The 18,785-nt window shown below is 63.0% G+C and carries 13 protein-coding genes; 4 read left to right on the forward strand and 9 right to left on the reverse strand.

Going from position 1 to position 18,785, the window contains the following annotated elements; all coding sequences use genetic code 11:
- Positions 1 to 15 precede the first annotated feature (15 nt).
- The 5 genes from NX784_RS18515 to NX784_RS18535 form a co-directional block, all read right to left on the reverse strand.
- On the reverse strand, positions 16 to 162 hold the full coding sequence (locus NX784_RS18515) for a hypothetical protein (RefSeq protein WP_258818174.1): 147 nt from the start codon (positions 160 to 162) through the stop codon (positions 16 to 18).
- A 123-nt stretch (positions 163 to 285) separates the two neighbouring features.
- The gene (locus tag NX784_RS18520; protein ID WP_166861416.1) at positions 286 to 501 is read right to left on the reverse strand and encodes a hypothetical protein; all 216 of its coding nucleotides are present in this window, start codon (positions 499 to 501) and stop codon (positions 286 to 288) included.
- An 80-nt stretch (positions 502 to 581) separates the two neighbouring features.
- Entirely contained in the window at positions 582 to 956 is a 375-nt protein-coding gene (locus NX784_RS18525; protein ID WP_258818175.1) for a hypothetical protein, read from the reverse strand.
- 223 nt (positions 957 to 1,179) lie between these two features.
- Positions 1,180 to 3,750, reverse strand: coding sequence for a cyanophycin synthetase (cphA, locus tag NX784_RS18530; protein ID WP_258818176.1), 2,571 nt, complete (start codon positions 3,748 to 3,750; stop codon positions 1,180 to 1,182).
- A 79-nt stretch (positions 3,751 to 3,829) separates the two neighbouring features.
- A complete protein-coding gene (locus NX784_RS18535; RefSeq protein WP_258818177.1) occupies positions 3,830 to 6,007 on the reverse strand; it encodes a cyanophycin synthetase in 2,178 nt (725 codons plus the stop codon).
- A gap of 316 nt (positions 6,008 to 6,323) precedes the next feature.
- On the opposite strand from NX784_RS18535, the gene NX784_RS18540 reads away from it, so the two are divergent.
- Together NX784_RS18540 and NX784_RS18545 are read left to right on the forward strand one after the other, a co-directional pair.
- The gene (locus NX784_RS18540; RefSeq protein WP_258818178.1) at positions 6,324 to 8,612 is read left to right on the forward strand and encodes a cyanophycin metabolism-associated ABC transporter; all 2,289 of its coding nucleotides are present in this window, start codon (positions 6,324 to 6,326) and stop codon (positions 8,610 to 8,612) included.
- A gap of 3 nt (positions 8,613 to 8,615) precedes the next feature.
- Positions 8,616 to 9,080 carry a cyanophycin metabolism-associated DUF1854 family protein gene (locus tag NX784_RS18545; protein ID WP_258818179.1) on the forward strand — a complete coding sequence of 155 codons (465 nt, stop codon included), beginning with the start codon at positions 8,616 to 8,618 and terminating at the stop codon, positions 9,078 to 9,080.
- Positions 9,081 to 9,384: 304 nt separating this feature from the next.
- Here the strand turns inward: NX784_RS18545 and NX784_RS18550 are convergent, their stop codons facing one another.
- From NX784_RS18550 to NX784_RS18565, 4 genes are all read right to left on the reverse strand, one after another.
- Entirely contained in the window at positions 9,385 to 10,140 is a 756-nt protein-coding gene (locus tag NX784_RS18550) for a CPBP family intramembrane glutamic endopeptidase (RefSeq protein WP_258818180.1), read from the reverse strand.
- Positions 10,141 to 10,247: 107 nt separating this feature from the next.
- Complete coding sequence (locus NX784_RS18555) at positions 10,248 to 10,619, reverse strand: hypothetical protein (protein WP_258818181.1); 372 nt, start codon at positions 10,617 to 10,619, stop codon at positions 10,248 to 10,250.
- A gap of 243 nt (positions 10,620 to 10,862) precedes the next feature.
- On the reverse strand, positions 10,863 to 13,031 hold the full coding sequence (locus NX784_RS18560) for a peptidase domain-containing ABC transporter (RefSeq protein WP_370662949.1): 2,169 nt from the start codon (positions 13,029 to 13,031) through the stop codon (positions 10,863 to 10,865).
- Between the two features lie 126 nt (positions 13,032 to 13,157).
- The gene (locus NX784_RS18565) at positions 13,158 to 14,480 is read right to left on the reverse strand and encodes an HlyD family secretion protein (protein ID WP_258818183.1); all 1,323 of its coding nucleotides are present in this window, start codon (positions 14,478 to 14,480) and stop codon (positions 13,158 to 13,160) included.
- Between the two features lie 330 nt (positions 14,481 to 14,810).
- Between NX784_RS18565 and NX784_RS18570 the strand changes: the two genes are divergently transcribed.
- A complete protein-coding gene (locus NX784_RS18570) occupies positions 14,811 to 16,136 on the forward strand; it encodes a glycosyltransferase (protein ID WP_258818184.1) in 1,326 nt (441 codons plus the stop codon).
- Between the two features lie 76 nt (positions 16,137 to 16,212).
- Entirely contained in the window at positions 16,213 to 18,762 is a 2,550-nt protein-coding gene (locus tag NX784_RS18575; protein ID WP_258818185.1) for an excinuclease ABC subunit UvrA, read from the forward strand.
- Positions 18,763 to 18,785 lie beyond the last annotated feature (23 nt).

The following is an 18,785-nucleotide window of genomic DNA, read 5'->3' on the forward strand; positions in this document are numbered from 1 at the left end:
TTGCCTGCGGAGGCATCACCGTTTGTCAGGATCGCCATACACGGCGGTACGATGCTCGTACTCCGCCTGGCGCAGCTCCCGGTCGTGATCCTTGTGGGCGCGAATGGGCCCGGCGATGCGGGCGACGATCACGAGCGCCGCGAAGGTAAGTAAGTAGACCATGGGAACTCCCGACTCCATTTCTTGAGTCGATCGTATTTTCTGGCCTGAGCGTTGTCAACTACTATCACGATGAATAAAGGGCGAACCGTTTTATTGGGTTCGCCCTCGATGCGCAGTGGCTCTTCAAGGCAGCAGGCCACGGCGGCGCCTGCCGGGCACGGCGAGGATGCGCAACGCCGTGTCGAGTTGGACGCGTCGGTATTCCATCGCGCGCGCGGCCGCGTGCACGCCGCGGGCGCGCAGCGCATCCTGCACGTTGTCGGCCGTCCAGCGGTCCGTGCGCCGTTCGCCCAGCATTTTTTTCAACAAGCCCTTGTCGTCGATCCAGCGATAAGTCATGGCGGCCTCCTGTGGGTGCGGACCTCCATCGTCGCGCAATTGCGCTACGGCAACTTACTGGGCGTCAAACAGCAAGGCGGTCACGACAGGCGCGCATGATTCAGGATGAGCCACGCGACCGTGATGACGACCATTCCCGTGAACGTCACGCACGACCACGTGAAGCACCAGGCGGACAGCAGCCCGGCCTGCAGCACTTTCTCGAACAGGACGCCGAGCGCGAAATCGAACGCGGTCAGGAACGACCAGCGCCGCAGGTAGACGGGCAGGTAGCGGCTCATCTTGCGGTTGTGCTGGTGCGCGGCGTGCCGTTCGAAGCGGTTGCGCGCGGCGCTGACGTCGCGGAACAGCCAGTCGAAGAACAGGAAGCGGTAGAGCAGGCGCCGGAACGGCATGTCCGGTGGCGGCTCGCCGGCAGGGGCGGGGTGAGGTGGCGTGTCCTTATCGATCGTCATGGTTGCACCGCTGGCTAGAATGGCGTGATCACACCACCGACAGGAAGCATGCCCACGTCGCCCATGGTATGACAGTTGCCGTCCCGGGCACGTTCGTTGGCTAACGTAGCGTGCGCGGGTCCACCGGACATTGTCGGCGAACGACGGCCGGGGTTTCTGAGCAGCACCAATAAAAGCGGAACGGGCGCACGCTGCGCCCGTTCCGAATGCGGAGAACGACCGGTCAGCCTTCCTGCACCCGTTTGGTGATGTGCGCCAGTGCCTCGTCGACCTGGTCGATGAGGATCAGCGACAGGTCGCCCGGCTGCAGGCGTGCCAGCGCCTTGTCGATGGCGACGAACTCGCCCTTGATCTCGTCGACGAACGTCGTGCGCGGCGCGCCCGCGAGGCCCTCGCGCAGCAGCGCGACGACTTCGCCTTCCGAGCGGCCGCGCTGGCACTGGTCTTCGTACAGCAGCACGTCGTCGAACGCTTTGCCGAGGATGCGGGTCTGGTCGCGGATGTCGTCGTCGCGGCGGTCGCCGGCGCCGGAGATGACGACCGAGCGGCGCTTGGCCGGCATCGATTCGACGGCGCCCACGAGGGCCTGGATCGCGTCCGGGTTGTGGCCGTAGTCGGCGATCACGGTCGCGCCGCGGTAGTCGAATACGTTGAAGCGGCCGGGCGCGTTATCGCTTTCGCCGACGAAGGTCTTGAGGCCCAGGCGGATCGCATCCCACGAGATGCCGACGGCCCATGCCGCCGCCACGGACGCCATCACGTTCTCGACCTGGAAGCCGACCACGCCGCCGCGGGTGATGGGTACGTCGGCGAGCGGCACGCGCTCTTCCTTCTTGCCCTGCGCCGCGACGAGGTGGCCGCGGTCGACGTAGACGATGCGGCGGCCCTGCGCGCGGTGCTTCTGCATGACGGGCAGCGAGCTGTCCGCGGCGAAGTAGGTGACGTCGCCCTTCGTGTTCTCGGCCATGGCGGCCACGATCGGGTCGGCCGCGTTCAGCACGGCCATGCCGGTCGGCGCCACGTTCTGGATGATCACGCGCTTCAGTACGGCGAGGTCTTCCAAGGTCGTGATGTAGTTCAGGCCCAGGTGGTCGCCGGCCCCGATATTGGTCACGACGCCGACCTGGCAGCGGTCGAACGCGAGGCCTTCGCGCAGCATGCCGCCGCGCGCCGTCTCGAACACGGCCGCGTCGACGTCCGGGTGCAGCAGCACGTTGCGCGCGCTGCGCGGGCCGCTGCAGTCGCCGCTGTCGATGCGGCGGCCCTGGATGTACACGCCGTCCGTGTTCGTCATGCCCGTGCGCAGGCCGGAGCTCGTGAGCAGGTGGGCGATCAGGCGCACGGTCGTCGTCTTTCCGTTCGTGCCGGTCACGGCGACGACGGGAATGCGGCCGTCGTCGCCCGGCGCGTACAGCGTGTCCATGATGGCTTCGCCCACGGCGCGGCCCTTGCCGAACGACGGGGAGATGTGCATGCGCAGGCCCGGCGCCGCGTTCACTTCGACCATGCCGCCGCCTTGTTCCTCGATGGGTTTCAGCACGCTGTCGCACACGAGGTCGACGCCGCAGATGTCGAGGCCGACCATGTGCGCGGCCGCGATCGCGCGCGCGGCCACCTCCGGATGGACGTCGTCCGTGACGTCCGTCGCGGAGCCGCCCGTCGACAGGTTCGCGTTGTTGCGCAGGGTGACGCGCCGGCCTTTCGGCGGCACGGATTCCGCGTCGTAGCCCTGCTTGACCAGCGAGCCGAGGGCGATGTCGTCGAAGCGGATCTTCGTCAGCGACGTCGCGTGGCCGTCGCCGCGGCGCGGGTCCTTGTTGACGATCTCGACGAGCTGGCGCACCGTGTGCGTGCCGTCGCCCACGACGTGCGGCGGGTCGCGGCGCGCGGCGGCGACGAGCTTGTTGCCGACGACGAGCAGGCGGAAGTCGTGGCCCGGCAGGTATTTTTCGACCATGATGTCGTCGCGGAATTCGGACGCGGCGGCAAAGCCCGCGTCCAGCTGTTCGCGCGTCGTGACGTTCACGGTCACGCCCTTGCCCTGGTTGCCGTCCTTCGGCTTGATGACGACCGGCAGGCCGATCTCCTGCGCGGCGGCCCAGGCGTCATCCGGATCGCTCACGGCCCGGCCCAGCGGCACGGGCACGCCGGCCGCGTTCAGCAAGGTCTTCGTCAGTTCCTTGTCCTGCGCGATCGATTCCGCGATGGCGCCCGTGGCGTCGATCTCGGCGGCCTGGATGCGGCGCTGGCGGCTGCCCCAGCCGAACTGCACGAGGCTGCCCTCGGTCAGGCGGCGGTACGGAATACCGCGCGCGACGGCGGCGTGCACGATCGACCCGGTCGACGGGCCGAGGCGCACGTCCTCGTCGAGGTCGCGCAGCTGCTTCAGCGCGGCGTCGAGGTCGAACGGCTCATCGTTGCGGGCCGCGGTGCACAGCTGCTCGGCCAGGGTCATGGCCAGGCGGCCCACGTCTTCCTCGCTGTATTCGACGACGACCTGGTAGATGCCGCGCTCCAAGGTGGCCGTCGTGCGGCTGAACGTGACGGGGCAGCCGGCCTGCGCCTGCAGGGCGAGCGCGGCGACTTCCAGCACGTGCGCGAGCGGGATCGTGTCGTCATGGCCGGTCGGCTGCAGTGGCCCGATGTCGGGGAACAGGGCGCGCAGGCGCGCTTCGAAACCGGTCAGGGTGCCGATCGATTCCTCCTCCGGCGTGCAGGCGACGATCGCCTCGATCGACGTGTGGTGGCTCCAGAGGTTGGGACCGCGCAGGGCCCGTACGCGAGTGACTTCCATAGATCTTTCCTTTAGGGTCTTGCGGCGCCGGCGCTCATGGCCGCCGGCGCGCGGGCCCGGTCGTGCCGGGCACGTATCGTTATTGAGCCTTGCCTTGTTTGGCGGCCGCGTCGAAGGTGCGCAGGCCGGCGCAGATCAGGTCCGTCGGCACGTCCAGCGCCCATCCGGCAAGCGCGGCCGCGAGCAGGGCGTCCGGTTGCGCGGCGGTGGCGGGCTTGACCTTGTTCATGCCCAGCAGCGGCATCTCTTCGCCGCCCTGGGCCAGCACGATGTGCCCGTCGCGCACGAACGCGACGCGCCCGCCCGCGGCGCGGTGCGCCTGCAGGGTGGCGTTGGCTTCGTCCTGCGCGTAGAACAGCACGGCGCCGTCGCACAGGTCGGCCAGCGCCGTCACGCGGGCGTCGCCGGCGTTCAGCACGGCCGCACCGTCGGACAGCACGACGTCCACCTGGCTGCGCACGACGTTGTACAGCGCGTCGTCGTCGCGCACGTACAGGTCGGCCACGTCGGCGACATTGCCCATGTCGGTCACGATGCCGACCTGGCAGCGGTCGTACGGCAGGCCTTCCGACAGGATCGTGCGCGCGTTCGATTCGAACACGGCGGCCTGCACGGTGCGGTTGATCAGCAGGCGCTGGCCCGCGTCGAAGCGCGTGCCGTCCTGCGCCGTCACGCGGCGGCCGTCGAGGAACAGCCCGTCGCGGTTCGCCACGCCCACGTGCTTGCCGGCCAGGTTCAGCACGGTGCCGACGAGGCGCGCCGCGAGCGCGGCGTCCGTGCTGCCGGTAACGCCCACGAGGGGAATGCGGCCCGTCTCGCCTTCCGCGAACAGGTGCTCGACGATGGCCTTGCCGACGTCGCGCGGCTGACCCTTCGCCGGCTTGATGTGGGCGAGCAGGCCGGGGCTGGAATTGACTTCGATGATGGCGCCGCGCTGTTCCTCGAGCGGACGCGAGATGTCTTCGCACACGAGGTCGATGCCGGCGATGTCCAGGCCGACGACGCGCGCGGCCAGGCCGGCCATGTACGCGACGTCCGGATGGACGTCGTCCGTCACGTCGTCCGCGACGTTGCCGTTCAGCTGGATCAGCACTTTCTGGCCCGCTTGCGGGACCGAATCGGGCGTGAGGCCCTGGCGTTTCAGGTCCAGCTGGATCTCGCTGTCGTGCGGCGTGACGAGGCCGAGCGGGAATTCTTCCGAGTCGCCGCGGCGCGGGTCGATGTTGATCTGGCTGTCGCACAGCTGCGTGACGGTGGAGGTGCCGTCGCCGACGACCCACAGCGATTCGCCCTTGGCGGCCGCGACGACTTTCGAGCCCACGACGAGCAGGCGGTGTTCGTTGCCGGGAATGAAGCGCTCGACGAGCACGGCGCTGGAATCGCCTTCCTCGGCCGCGATGGCGTAGGCGGCGTGCACGTCCGCTTCCGACATCAGGTTCAGCGATACGCCGCGGCCGTGGTTGCCATCGACGGGTTTCACGGCGACGGGCAGGCCGATGTCCTGCGCTTCTTCCCACGCGGCTTCCGCGCTGCGCGCGATCGAACCCTCGGGCACCGGCACGCCGCAGGAAGCGAGCAGGGTCTTCGTCAGGTCCTTGTCGCTGGCGATGGATTCGCCGATCGCGCTCGTGCGGTCCGTCTCGGCTGTCCAGATGCGGCGCTGCGCGGCGCCGTGGCCCAGTTGCACGAGGTTGCCTTCCGTCAGACGGATCGACGGGATGCGGCGGTCGGTGGCCGCGTCGACGATGTGGCCCGTGGACGGACCGAGGCAGTAGCGGTCGACGAGTTCCGTCAGTTCCGCGACCTTGGCCTGCAGGTCGAACGGGGTGTCGTTGATGGCGGCCATCAGCAGCGCATGGCCAGCCTCCAGGGCGGCACGGCCGACGGTCCCGTGGCGCGTGCGGAAGGCCATCTTGTAGATGCCGCGGTCCGCGGTGGAGCGGGTTTTGCCGAAGCCGGTCTTCATGCCGGCCAGGTTCTGCAATTCGAGGACGACGTGTTCGAGGATGTGGCCGGCCCACGTGCCATCACGCAGGCGCTCCAGGAAGCCGCCCCGTTCGCCGACGCCGCAGCGGTGTTCGATCAGTCCCGGCAGCCAGGCGGTCAGGCGTTCATACAGGCCGGGGAGTTTGTTCGAAGGACATTCTTCGAGTTCGCCGAGGTCGAGCCATGTTTCGATGACAGGGCGGTAGGTCCAGATGTTCGGGCCACGGAGGTGGGCCACACGAAGAATTGCAATGTCTTTCTTATATGTCATGAAAATATCCAGCCACGCGATGACCGCTCTCTCATCGCGTGGCGTTGCCTATGTTTGCACATCGTTGGTCAAAGCGGTCGCCGGATCGCGGCGACGCTTCCTCTCTTTCCACAATGCACATGTTGTATACTTGCCGGAACGAAGCTTACCGTGCCGTACCGATTTCTGCCAGTCTGGTCCCTCCGATAGAATACCGTACACGCCTGTACGCTGCCTTTCAGTCCGCGTGCGTGTCAACGGCATTACCGTCCGCAACGTTCCATCGTACAGATCTGCCAGCCTTTGGCACCAACTTCGCCTTCACCGGCGGCATCACATGACAACTCAACAACTTGTTCACTCCGTTCCGCCGGCATTGACTGCCGGTTTCCTGCCTGAGCACTGGCAGGCGGACGTCGCGAAAAAGCTTGCGCCAGGGGAAAACGTTTTAAACAGCGTCGAGGTTGACCTCGATGCGAAATTACGCTTCACCAAGGGTATCCTCGTCGTCACGAATTATCGCCTGCTCACCCGCGCACCCGGCGACACGATGTGGCGCGACTGGCCGTATCGTGCCGGTTTGACAATGCGCCACTACGACCATTCGGGCGTCGGCCACCTCGAACTCGTCGATGCGAACGGCCTGCTGGCCGCCTGGCGCTTCACCCTGGGCCAGAACCTGCAAGCCATCCGCGTCGTCGACCAGTTCCAGGACCAGGTCGAAAGCCACGTCAGCGGCATCGCCGTGCAACCGCCCGAGCAGCATACCTGCCCCAGCTGCAAGGCGCCGCTCGAACCGGACCAGGAAGAGTGCCCCATCTGCACGAAGGTGCTGCACACCCCGCCGTCGACGTGGACCTTGCTGCGGCTGTGGCGCTTCGCGCGGCCGTACAAGGGGCAATTGCTGCTCGGATTCTTGCTCATGTTGGCAAGTACCGGCGCACACATGATTCCGCCGTACCTGACGATGCCGCTGATGGACAACGTGCTGATCCCGTACCAGAACGGCAAGCACATCGATACGCGCCTCGTCTACCAGTACATGGGCGGCCTGTTCGCCTCGGCGATGCTCGCGTGGGCACTGGGCTGGGGCCGCACGTACATCCTGGCCCTCGTGTCGGAGCGCATGGGCGCCGACATGCGTTCCGAAACCTACGAACACCTGCTGAGATTGTCGCTGGAATTCTTCGGCGGCAAGCGCACGGGTGACCTGATGAGCCGCATCGGCAGCGGATCGGACCGCATCTGCGTGTTCCTGTCGCTACACCTGCTGGACTTCCTGTCCGACGTCCTCATGATCATCATGACAGGCGCGATCCTGTTCAGCATCAACGCCAAGCTCGCCTTGATCACCCTCGTGCCGCTGCCGTTCATCGCGTGGATGATCCACGTCGTGCGCGACAAGCTGCGCACGGGCTTCGAGAAGATCGACCGTGTGTGGGGCGAAGTGACGAACGTGCTGGCCGACACGATTCCCGGCATCCGCGTCGTGAAAGCGTTCGCGCAGGAGCACCGCGAGGCGTCGCGCTTCCGCGAAGCCAATCAGCACAACCTCGCCGTCAACGACAAATTGAACAAGGTGTGGTCGCTGTTCTCGCCGACCGTGTCTCTGCTGACGGAGCTGGGCCTGCTCGTCATCTGGTGCTTCGGCATCTGGCAGGTCAGCCAGCAGGAGATCACCGTGGGCGTGCTGTCCGCGTTCATCGCATACAGCGGCCGGTTCTACGTCCGCCTCGATTCGATGAGCCGCATCGTGTCCGTCACGCAGAAGTCGGCCTCGGCCGCCAAGCGCATCTTCGACATCCTCGACCACGTGTCGAGCGTGCCGGACCCCGTCAACCCCATGAAGCTGGACAAGGTCGAGGGCAATATCGCGCTGCGCGAAGTGGGTTTCCGCTACGGCAACCGCGCCGTCAACCGCGGCATCTCGCTGAACATCAAGGCCGGCGAAATGGTGGGCCTCGTGGGCCACTCGGGCTCCGGCAAGAGTACGCTGGTGAACCTGATCTGCCGCTTCTACGACGTTGCGGAAGGCGCGATCCTGCTGGACGGCCGCGACATCCGCAGCTTCGCCGTCGCCGACTACCGCCGCCACATCGGCCTCGTGCTGCAGGAGCCGTTCCTGTTCTTCGGCACCATCGCGGAGAACATCGCGTACGGCAAGCCGGACGCAACGCGCGAAGAGATCATCGCCGCCGCCCGCGCCGCGCACGCCCACGAATTCATCCTGCGCCTGCCGCAGGGCTACGATTCGATGGTCGGCGAGCGCGGCCAGGGCCTGTCCGGCGGCGAGCGCCAGCGCATCTCGATCGCGCGGGCACTCCTCATCGACCCGCCGATCCTGATCCTCGACGAGGCCACGTCGTCCGTCGACTCGGAGACGGAAAAAGAAATCCAGAAGGCGCTCGACAACCTCGTGCAGGGCCGCACGACGATCGCCATCGCGCACCGCCTGTCCACGTTGCACCGGGCCGACCGCCTCGTCGTGCTGGACCGCGGCCAGGTGGTGGAAGAGGGCAACCATGACGAACTGATGGCGCGCGAAGGCGCGTACTACCGCCTGTACGAGGCGCAGGCGCGCAACGTCGACCAGGATCCGGACGACGACGGCAGCAAGGACGACTGAACGATGACGACATTTCATTTACGCCGGGATGCGTTCGGCAAGCTGGTACTGACGAATGCCGAGGGCGAGGAATTCGTCGGCGTCGCGCCCGTGCGCTCGTTCCCCGTGCAGGCGCCGTCGAAGGGCATCTCGCTCGTGCGCGACGGCGGCAAGGAAGTCGGCTGGATCGACGATCTCGAGACGATGCCCGCCGACATCCGCGCACTCGTCACGGAAGAACTGGACGGCCGCGAATTCATGCCGGAAATCCGGTCGATCAAGGCCGTCTCCAGCTTCGCGACGCCGTGCACGTGGACCGTCGCCACGGACCGCGGCGACACGGAATTCGTGCTGAAGGGCGAGGAAGACATCCGCCGGCTGGGTGCGTATTCGCTGCTGATCGCGGACAGCCACGGGATCCACTTCCTCATTCGCGACATGTTTGCCATCGACAAGGGTAGCAGGAAGATACTCGACCGGTTCCTATAAGCGTTGCTGGCTAATGCGGGACGCTATCGCAGCCGGGAATTCACAACTGGTGGGATCTGGATCCTATTAAGCTGATCAGGCCCCCTCTGAGGAACCCGCGAAGACCGACTATGCCCGCTATCAATCCTACACGGTGACAATTCGTAATGCCGAACTCGGGAGCTTATGTCCAGGCCGATACCGTTACACCTCGAACAAGTGGAATTCGAAACAGGAGCCAGGAATTAATTATTCGTTGTCGCGTTCCTCAGAGAAACCCGGCGGTTAGTCGGTAGTCGGCCGCAAGAAAGCGCCTTTGTTGCGTTCAGTTTGCGACGCAAGCTCTTCTATTTTTGTTCCTCGTTTTTATTTTGGTTACGCAGCCGGAGACAATATCAAAAGCAAAGATCATTGTGAAGTACCCGACAATGAATGTGAAGTGGGAAAGGGAGGCTGCTCCACGCAACACTTGGTAGGCGTTAAGGCCCCCTGCGATAGTGACAGATACTTGGCTAACAGATATTGCCATGTTTCCGAGGAAATTATATATAGTATGCATTCCTATTGCCAGCAAAAGTGAATTCCATCTAAGAGCGATGCTTGCATAAAAAATCCCGCTGACTATGATTGTTGCCATTATTGAGAAGTGACAAAGATAAAAGATTAGCGAGGATAAAAATATGGCGTATATCGGCCTCATCCTTTTTAAAAGTGAGCGCAGAAGAAGCTTTCTGAACATGATTTCTTCTAAAACGGCTGCGCCAAACGAATTAATTAGAAACATTGGCAAAAGGTTGTAAGGAATTAAAGATTTTACGAAAGATAATTCCTTTCCTCTGAGCCCGAGGGCGAACAAAATATACAGAACAAGTGCTATATATGAAATAAATAATACGCCCTGCCAAACTATACTTCGCATAACGGTATGCCTTTCGGCGTACAGCAGCAACAGCAATGCACAAGTGACCATGATTGCGAGGTTCCATGGTCCTGTATTGCCTTTATATATCGCAGCCCATAATTTTGCTGCGAATAAAACAGGCAAAAAAAGCCAAGCGTTGATTTTTTTTACATGTTCCATCTGCTCTGGATTTCCGTTTGCGCCCCAACCAATTAAGTTGGGGCGCGATTGGTTAGTTAAATATCATCTGGCGATAAATATCGCTAAATACGCCATGTGATGCAGACTCATCTGCCGTTTTGTTTTTGCGCGGCGTGTGACAATGCATTGGATTGCGCCGATTGCATATTGCCAATAGCCGTCCCCCAACCATTCCAATCCACTGACTCTAATGTGTCGGTAAATGCGTTACTGCAAGCCGTAGCGGCGGTAGCGGCGTTCGTTAGTGTCGGCTTTTTTTTCACGCTGTTAACGGCAACGGCGCACCCCATACCTTCTCCGGCAATACGCACGGCTGCTCCGCCGGTGAGCGGCAAGGAACTTATCGAAGATAGAGTAAAGCCGTTGTGCGCGTCAATTGATTGTCTTTTTCCATTAACTACTACTTGATCCGTGCCGCCAGACACCAAATTGATTTCGATAAGAGATAATTTGCGCATTTTATTTCCTGATAAAAGTTAATTTAATCCACTAACTACGTGGTGCCGTCATTTGTACCGTCGCGAAGTGCCGGTACGCTTACTCCGTTACACTCACTATGGAACAGATTTTCCAATCGATCAGTGTACGGTGATTCTGTTGAGTATATGCTTCAGCGACATCCCAACTTTAAGAAATGCGCCATAATCTCCAATGATTGCTGTTTCGGTTTTTGTAATGGAACTAACTAATCAGCCGATTTTTCAGTCAATGGCCTCATTCCTGGGGCATGGCGCTAAGTCCGACATTAAAAGCTCCGCTCCAACTGTTCTTTGCTCAGAACCAGATGGCTGGGGTCCGCGCAACACCGTTGCGACCCCGCCCTGCAGCAGAACTACCCGTTTGGCCACGTCGATGGTTTCACGACGGTGCGCTATCACCACGCGCGTGAGCGGCATCTGATGGAGTGCTTGATTCACCTTGAATTCGTTGTCGATGTCCAGGTGACTTGTGGCTTCGTCCAACGCGAGTATCTTTGGCTGCTTGTACAGCGCACGGGCCAAAAGTAGGCGCTGCTTTTGGCCGCCAGAAAGGCTGCTTCCCATGTCTCCCACCAGCGTTAGATAGCCCATGGGCATAGCGGCGATCTCGTCATGGATTGCAGCGTAGCGGGCGCATTCCACGACACGCGCCTGGTCAATGCGGGCATCGAAAAATGCGATGTTGTCTTGCAGTGAGCCTGAAAGCAACACATCGTCCTGCATCACGGTTCCCACTAGTTGGCGGTAAGCGCGTAAGCCCAGTTGTGTGATCGGGGTATTGTCGATCAGCACCTCCCCTTCGGTGGGAGGTAGCAAGCCCAAGATGATCTTGCACAGCGTGCTCTTGCCACAGCCGCTGGGTCCCACCAAGGCAATGCTTTGGCCGGCAGGGATATGCAAATCGACCCCGTTGAGCACCCATGGTTCGCCTTCACCGTAGCGGAATCTGACGTTCTTCAACGTGATATCGCACCGTAGACGGCTCAGGTCCGATTCCTGCTCCACTTCGTGTTCCGCCGGTTCCATGACGATATCCGCCAATCGTTCCGCATGCAGGCTCAGAATTTTGAGGCTGAAAAACACGTCAATCAGGCTGAACAGGCGGCCCGAAAAAGTGCCTGCATAGCTGGTAAATGCCATCAGCATCCCTACCGTCAAGGCGTTCTGCATCACGGCATCCGCACCCAGGTAAAACAGCGCAAGTCCCTGTATGCCGAAAATTGCGGTATTTGCCACCTTGAACAGAATGCCAAGCTTTTGGGTTTGGACATCGCGATTGATGACGTCTTGCTGCAGGTTTTGCCAGCGTGCCCTGCGCTCGGCCTCCCGGCCGAACAACTTGAGCGGTGTGATAGCGCGCAGCGTCTCGAGGAAATGGCTGTTTTCCTTGGCTCCCAACACCAGACGCTCCTGCGACGCGTCCCGCAGCGGCTGGTAAAAAGCCCAGCGCAAGAGCGCATACACTACCACCGCCGCCAGCACGACGGCAGACAATGACAGGCTGTACATCAACATCATACCGAGCGCAATCAGCGCCATCAGGCCATCCACGAGGCTTTCCACGAACAGACTGGTTAGCGTCCCCTGAATCGCACCGATACTACCGAAGCGCGACACGATATCGCCCAGATGGCGCTTTTCAAAATACGTCACGGGGAGGCGAGTCAAGTGCCCGAATAGGCGAATCGCCCATTGCTGCCCGATGTGTATGCTCCATCGCATCAGGAACCAACTGCGCGCTAGGCTAATGACTGTCTGGGTCACAGTCAGTAGACCAAAACCGAGCAGCAATACCTTCAGCAAATCGTGGTCGCCGCTGACGATCACGTCATCGATGACGAACTGATTAAACAAAGGTGAGGCAATAGCAAATACTTCGAGCGCCAATGCAAGTGCGATTACTTGGATCAGGGCGCGGCGCAGCCCAGTAATACGGCCGGTTAAGTCGCGAATAGCGACGCGCTTTCTCTCGTCCCCTACAACAAAGTCGGCGCTGGGTGTCAGTTCCAGGGCAATGCCGGTAAAATGCTTGGACACTTCACTCAAGGGCAAGCTGCATTCGCCAACTGCGGGGTCAAGCAGCGTGACGACGCGTTTGCCATTAAGGCGGCGACTGACTTTTTTTAGAACGACGAAATGGTTCATGTTCCAATGCAGGATACATGGCACTTGTAATTGCTCCAGCTCCTCCAGCTCTAAGCGCAGCGGGCGCGATGCCAGTTGTAGCGCCGACGCATGCCGCATTAAATGTTCGAGTGTCGCCCCTTTCAGACTGACGGAAAACTTGCGCCGCAGTTCAGCCAAGTCAACACGATAGCCGTAATAGTTCGCCACCATCGCCAAGCTTGCCAAGCCACATTCGCTGGATTCAGTTTGCAGTACGACTTTCATCGTCAGTATCCGTCTTTCATGAAAAATAATGGCAAGACAGTTTGCACCACCGCTACTTGCCACCGTGAACTGCACCATAACTTTTTCTGGAAAGCACCTTTCTTGCAAGGTCCATATCGACATGTATTATTTGGCAATTGCTAGTAACGGCTCGGCTATCCATTCCCATATCTTTCGACTATCTTGCATAACGTCCGCTTCCAGCGTCATGCCAGGCTTCAGGTATTGCGACCGGCCATATGCTTGGATTGTCTGTTTTTCCGGACGCACCTTAATCCGATACAGGGCCTCCCCACCGCTTCCTTCCCTTGCGTTTTGCTGTGCGTTCGTTAATATCGTACTCGCCAAATTTTGCGGTAACTCATTCGGAGCAAAGGGCGTGGCACTTACGTCAATAACGATACCTTTTTGCAGTCCGAATTTCTGATATGGGAATGCCTGATAACGGATCAATACGTTCTGCCCCCGTGCAACGAAGCCCGCAGTCCGGCTGGGCGCGTACAGGTGCACTTCCAGTTCCGTCGCACCATCTGCGTTATCCGACCGCATAGGGATGAGCGTGGCCAATGTCTGCCCACCGTTGATCGCTTGGCCCGCCTGGTAAGTAATCGTAGTTAACTTCCCATCCTGCGGAGCGGTAATCAGCACGGACTTACGACTATTATTCTCAGCAATTTCTTGTTCAAGCGAAGCTTGTGCTCGCTGTAGCTGAGCAAGATCAGTAGCCAAGGATGTCGCCAGTGCGACCAGTTCACCCTCGACCTCGAGACGGGTGGCACGCAACTGCGCCGCGGTGCGGCCCTCGTTTGCCAGACGTGTGCTCAAATCGATCACAGCTTCTTCCTGCTGCTGGGTTTGCGCTGCAGAAAAATATCCGCTTGCTTGCAGGGTTTCGTATTTGCGCAAGGTTTGCTGCGCGAGTGCCAGGCGGCGCTTGATCAATTCAGTTTCTTGTGCCAGTTGGTTCGCTTCAGCATTCAAACTTTGAAGACGCTGCGTTAACACCGTCTTGCGCTCCTCATTCTGGGCAAGACGTAACCGCCGCTCCGTTTCGAGACTGCTCGTCCGGCTCTTCAACTGCTGGGCGATCAGAGCAGTCAATTCTCCACGGCTACCTTGGCGCTCGGTCGATAATTCGAACAGAGGCTCGCCCGCCCGCACTCGCTGCCCTTCAGTTATATAAGTGCGTACCAACACGCCGGCGTTCGGAGCATTGATTACCAAACTTCCTTTTCCCGGCACTAATATGCCCGTAACACGAGCCTTCTTTGTAATCGTGCCGACGAGTACAAACGTAATGAATGCAAGGAGAATGACAAAGGCTAAACCGGAAATCAGCCAGGAGGACAATGGCTGTGCCAGATGAATCGTACCGAGCCATTGCTGCCCCAATGACGCTGTTGCTTCCCGACGGAACAATAGCGAATTCGGCACTTCGATATTCGACATTTCTCATCTCTTTCGGTAATCGATACACGAACAAAGAAAACAGCGAAATAACTTGTGGACGTATGTGCTCCCGACCAGTGAAGACTATACGATGACGACCATTGAATTTCTGATTGGAAACAAGAAGTGCTTAACTGCACTGATTATGGGCGACTGCGTTGTCTAGTTCTTCACGGTGCTATCCCACCGGCGTATGCCAAATCTTCGACCGGGGCGTGCACCTAATCGATTGCATATTCATCAGGTTGGCAGTCGAGCAGGTAGCCGAGTGCCAAGTCCCAAGTAAGCGACCAGCGCGCGAAACGTGGACAATTCCAGACCACCGATTGATTGCGGCTCGATGTTTGCCACGCCAGCCAGCCGCACGCTTTCGCGTACAGTAGCGGCAACGCAAAACACGGAGGCGCCATCGATCCCACCCGCTACGTCGTCGTCACCATCGGCTCGGCCGGCGACCTGTTCCCCTTCCTCGCGCTGGCGCTTCGGCTGCACGCACGCGGCCACCGCGTCAGCTTCCTCGCGCCCGAGCCGCACGGCCCGTGGGTCCGGGCGGCCGGACTGCCGTTCACGGGCCTGCCCGTTGACGAGGGCGTACTGCACGACCCGGACCTGTGGCATCCGACGCGCGGCTTCGGCGTCGTCTGGCGCGCGACGCGGCCCGCGATGGCGTGCGTGGTGCCGTTCGTCGCGGCGTTGCCGGCGGACGAGCGTTGCGTGCTGCTCGTGCATCCGCTCGCGTTGCCGGAGGCTGACCTGTGCCGCGTGGTTCACCCCGGCGTGAAGATCGCGGCGGCCTACCTGGCGCCCGCGAACCTCATGACGGTGCACGACCCGCTGATGATCGGGCCGTGGCGCGTGCCCGCGTGGGTGCCGCTGGCGGCGCGGCGCGCGTTCTGGCGCTGGGTGGGACGGCGCTTCATCGATCCCGTCGCGCTGGCGGACGTGAACGCGGCAAGGGCCGCGCACGGCCTCGCGCCGGCCGCATCGCTGATGGACTGGATCGCCACCGTACCCGACCTGTCGCTGACCTTGTTCCCCGACTGGTTCGCGCCCACGCATCCGGACTGGCCGCAGCCCCTCGTACGTGGCGACTTTCCCCTGTTCGATCCGAACGCCGGCGCGCAGCTGGCACCCGAACTGGCCGCGTTCCTGCACGCGGGCCCGCCGCCGCTCGTGTTTACGCACGGCACGGGCAACACACAGGCGGCCGCGTACTTCCGCCATGCGCACGCGGCGGCCGCGCGCCTGGGCAGGCGCGCCGTCTTCCTCACACCGCACCGCGACCAGGTGCCGGCCGACCTGCCGGACACGATGCTGTGGCAGGACTACGTGCCGCTCTCGGCACTGCTGCCGCATGCGACGGCGCTGATCCACCACGGCGGCATCGGCACGACGGCCGAAGCCTTGCGCGCGGGCACGCCGCAACTCGTCGTACCGCTGGCGCACGACCAGTTCGACAACGGCGCCCGCGTGACGGCGCTCGGTGTCGGCGCGAGCCTGCCCGCTGCGCGCCTGAACGAGGACCGGCTCGTGCGCGCGCTCGACGCGCTGCTGGCGGCGCCCGGGCTGGACGCGCGCACGCGGGCCGTGACGGCGCGGTTCGCGCCCGAGGCCGGCGTCGACAGGATGTGCGTGGCGCTCGAATCGCTGCGCTGATGGTGGGCGAGCGCACCGACGGCCCTGTCCGGGCGTGCTGCAATACGCCATCGTGATGACATCGGGAGCTGCGCGCATGCGTGATCCATCCAGCAAGGCGACTCTGGCGGGCCACGTGCGCGTACGCGGCGCGCGCGAGCACAACCTGAAAAACGTCGACCTCGACATCCCGCGCGACGCCCTCGTCGTGTTCACAGGCGTCTCCGGCTCGGGCAAGTCGTCGCTCGCCTTCGGCACGCTGTACGCGGAGGCGCAGCGGCGCTACCTGGAATCCGTCTCGCCTTACGCCCGCCGGCTGTTCCACCAGATGCCCGTGCCGGAAGTCGACGACATCGACGGCCTGCCGCCCGCCGTCGCGCTGCAGCAGCAGCGGGGCACGCCGACGACGCGGTCGTCCGTCGGCAGCGTGTCCACGTTGTCGAACTCGTTGCGCATGCTGTACTCGCGCGCCGGCGACTATCCGCCCGGCCAGGAGCTGCTGTACGCCGAATCGTTTTCCCCGAACACGGCGGAAGGTGCGTGCCCCGAATGCTCGGGCCTGGGCCGTGTGTACGACGCGACGGAGGCATCGATGGTGCCGGACGACAGCCTGACGATCCGCGAGCGCGCCGTCGCCGCGTGGCCGCCCGCGTGGCACGGCCAGAACCTGCGCGACATCCTCGTCACGATGGGCTACGACGTCGACACGCCGTGGCGAGACCTGCCGAAGAAGGACCGCGACTGGATCCTGTTCACGGACGAGACGCCCACCGTGCCCGTGTACGCAGGGCTCACGCCGGCGGAGACGCGGCGCGCGCTGAAGCGCAAGGAGACGCCCAGCTACCAGGGCACGTTCAGCGGCGCGCGCCGCTACGTGCTGCAGACGTTCGCGAACACGGAAAGTGCCTCGATGAAGAAGCGCGTGGCACGCTACATGGTGAGCACGGAATGCCCGCTGTGCCAGGGCCGCCGCCTGCGCCGGGAAGCGTTGTCCGTGACGTTTGCCGGCATGGACATCATGACCTTGTCGCGCGTCCCGCTGGAACGTCTCGCTCAACTGCTGCGGCCGTACGCGGAAGGGACCGCACCCAAAGGCAAGGCGCGCACGGGCAAGCATCCGGAGCAGCTGATCGTCACGCAGCGCATCGCCGCCGACCTGTGCGCGCGGCTCGACACGATGCTGGCGCTGGGCCTCGGCTACCTGGCGCTGGAACGCAGCACGCCCACGCTGTCGCCGGGCGAGCTGCAGCGCCTGCGCCTCGCCACGCAGGTACGTTCGAACCTGTTCGGCGTCGTGTACGTGCTGGACGAACCGTCGGCCGGCCTGCATCCGGCGGACACGGAAGCCCTGCTGGACGCGCTCGCGCGGCTGAAGGCGGCCGGTAACTCGCTGTTCGTCGTCGAACATGCGCTGGACGTGATCCGCCACGCGGACTGGATCGTCGACGTGGGTCCGCAGGCCGGCGAGAAGGGCGGGCAGATCCTGTACAGCGGTCCGCCCGACGGCTTGCGCGCCGTGGCGGGCTCGCACACGCGGCGCTATCTGTTCACGGATGCGCAAGACGCCGTGCGCCCGGCCGCGCGCACGCCGCGCGCGCCGACCGGCTGGCTCAAGCTGGAGAACGTCACGCGCAACAACCTGCACGGCCTCGCCGTCGCGTTCCCGCTGGGCGTGATGACGGGCGTGGCCGGCGTCTCCGGCTCGGGCAAGTCGACGCTCGTGAGCCAGGTGCTCGTCGACCTCGTCGGCGCGGCGCTGGGACAAGGTGCAGCCGAGGACGAGCCCGAGGATGGCATGGACCTCGAGCGCGAGGCCGACATCCCCACCGTCGGCCACATCGCAGGCCCACTGCATGGCATCCGCCGCCTCGTGCGCGTGGACCAGAAGCCGATCGGCCGCACGCCCCGCTCGAACCTGGCCACGTACACGGGCCTGTTCGACCAGGTGAGAAAACTGTTCGCCGCCACGCCGGTCGCGAAGAAGCGCCGCTACGACGCCGGGCGCTTCTCGTTCAATGTGGCGAAGGGCCGCTGCGAGCATTGCGCGGGCGAGGGCTTCGTGATGGTCGAGTTGCTGTTCCTCCCGAGCGTGTACGCGCCATGCCCCACGTGCGGCGGCGCGCGCTACAACGCCGACACGCTCGCCGTGCGCTACCACGACCGCAACATCGCCGACGTGCTGGGCATGACGGTCGACGAGGCCCATGCGTTCTTCGCAGAGGAAGAGAGCGTCGCGCGGCCGTTGTCCGTGCTGCGCGAAGTGGGTCTCGGCTATCTGCGGCTGGGGCAGAGCGCGACGGAGCTGTCCGGCGGCGAAGCCCAGCGCATCAAGTTGGCGACGGAGCTGCAGCGCGCCGGCCGCGGCGGCACCTTATATGTACTGGACGAGCCGACGACGGGCCTGCACCCCCTCGACGCCGACCGCCTGCTGGCCCAGCTGGACCGCCTGGTCGACGCCGGCAACACCGTCATCATGGTCGAACACACGATGCGGGTCGTAGCCACGTGCGACTGGGTGATCGACATCGGCCCCGGCGCGGGCGAGGCGGGCGGAACGGTCGTGGCGGCGGGGCCGCCGGCGGAGGTCGCGCGAGCGAAGGGGAGTCGCACGGCCCCTTACCTGGCTGCGGTCCTGCCGGGGCGATAGTCCCTACGCCCTCACTCATGCAA

Origin of the sequence: Massilia pinisoli (assembly GCF_024753285.1) — a bacterium.
Lineage (GTDB): Bacteria > Pseudomonadota > Gammaproteobacteria > Burkholderiales > Burkholderiaceae_D > Telluria > Telluria pinisoli.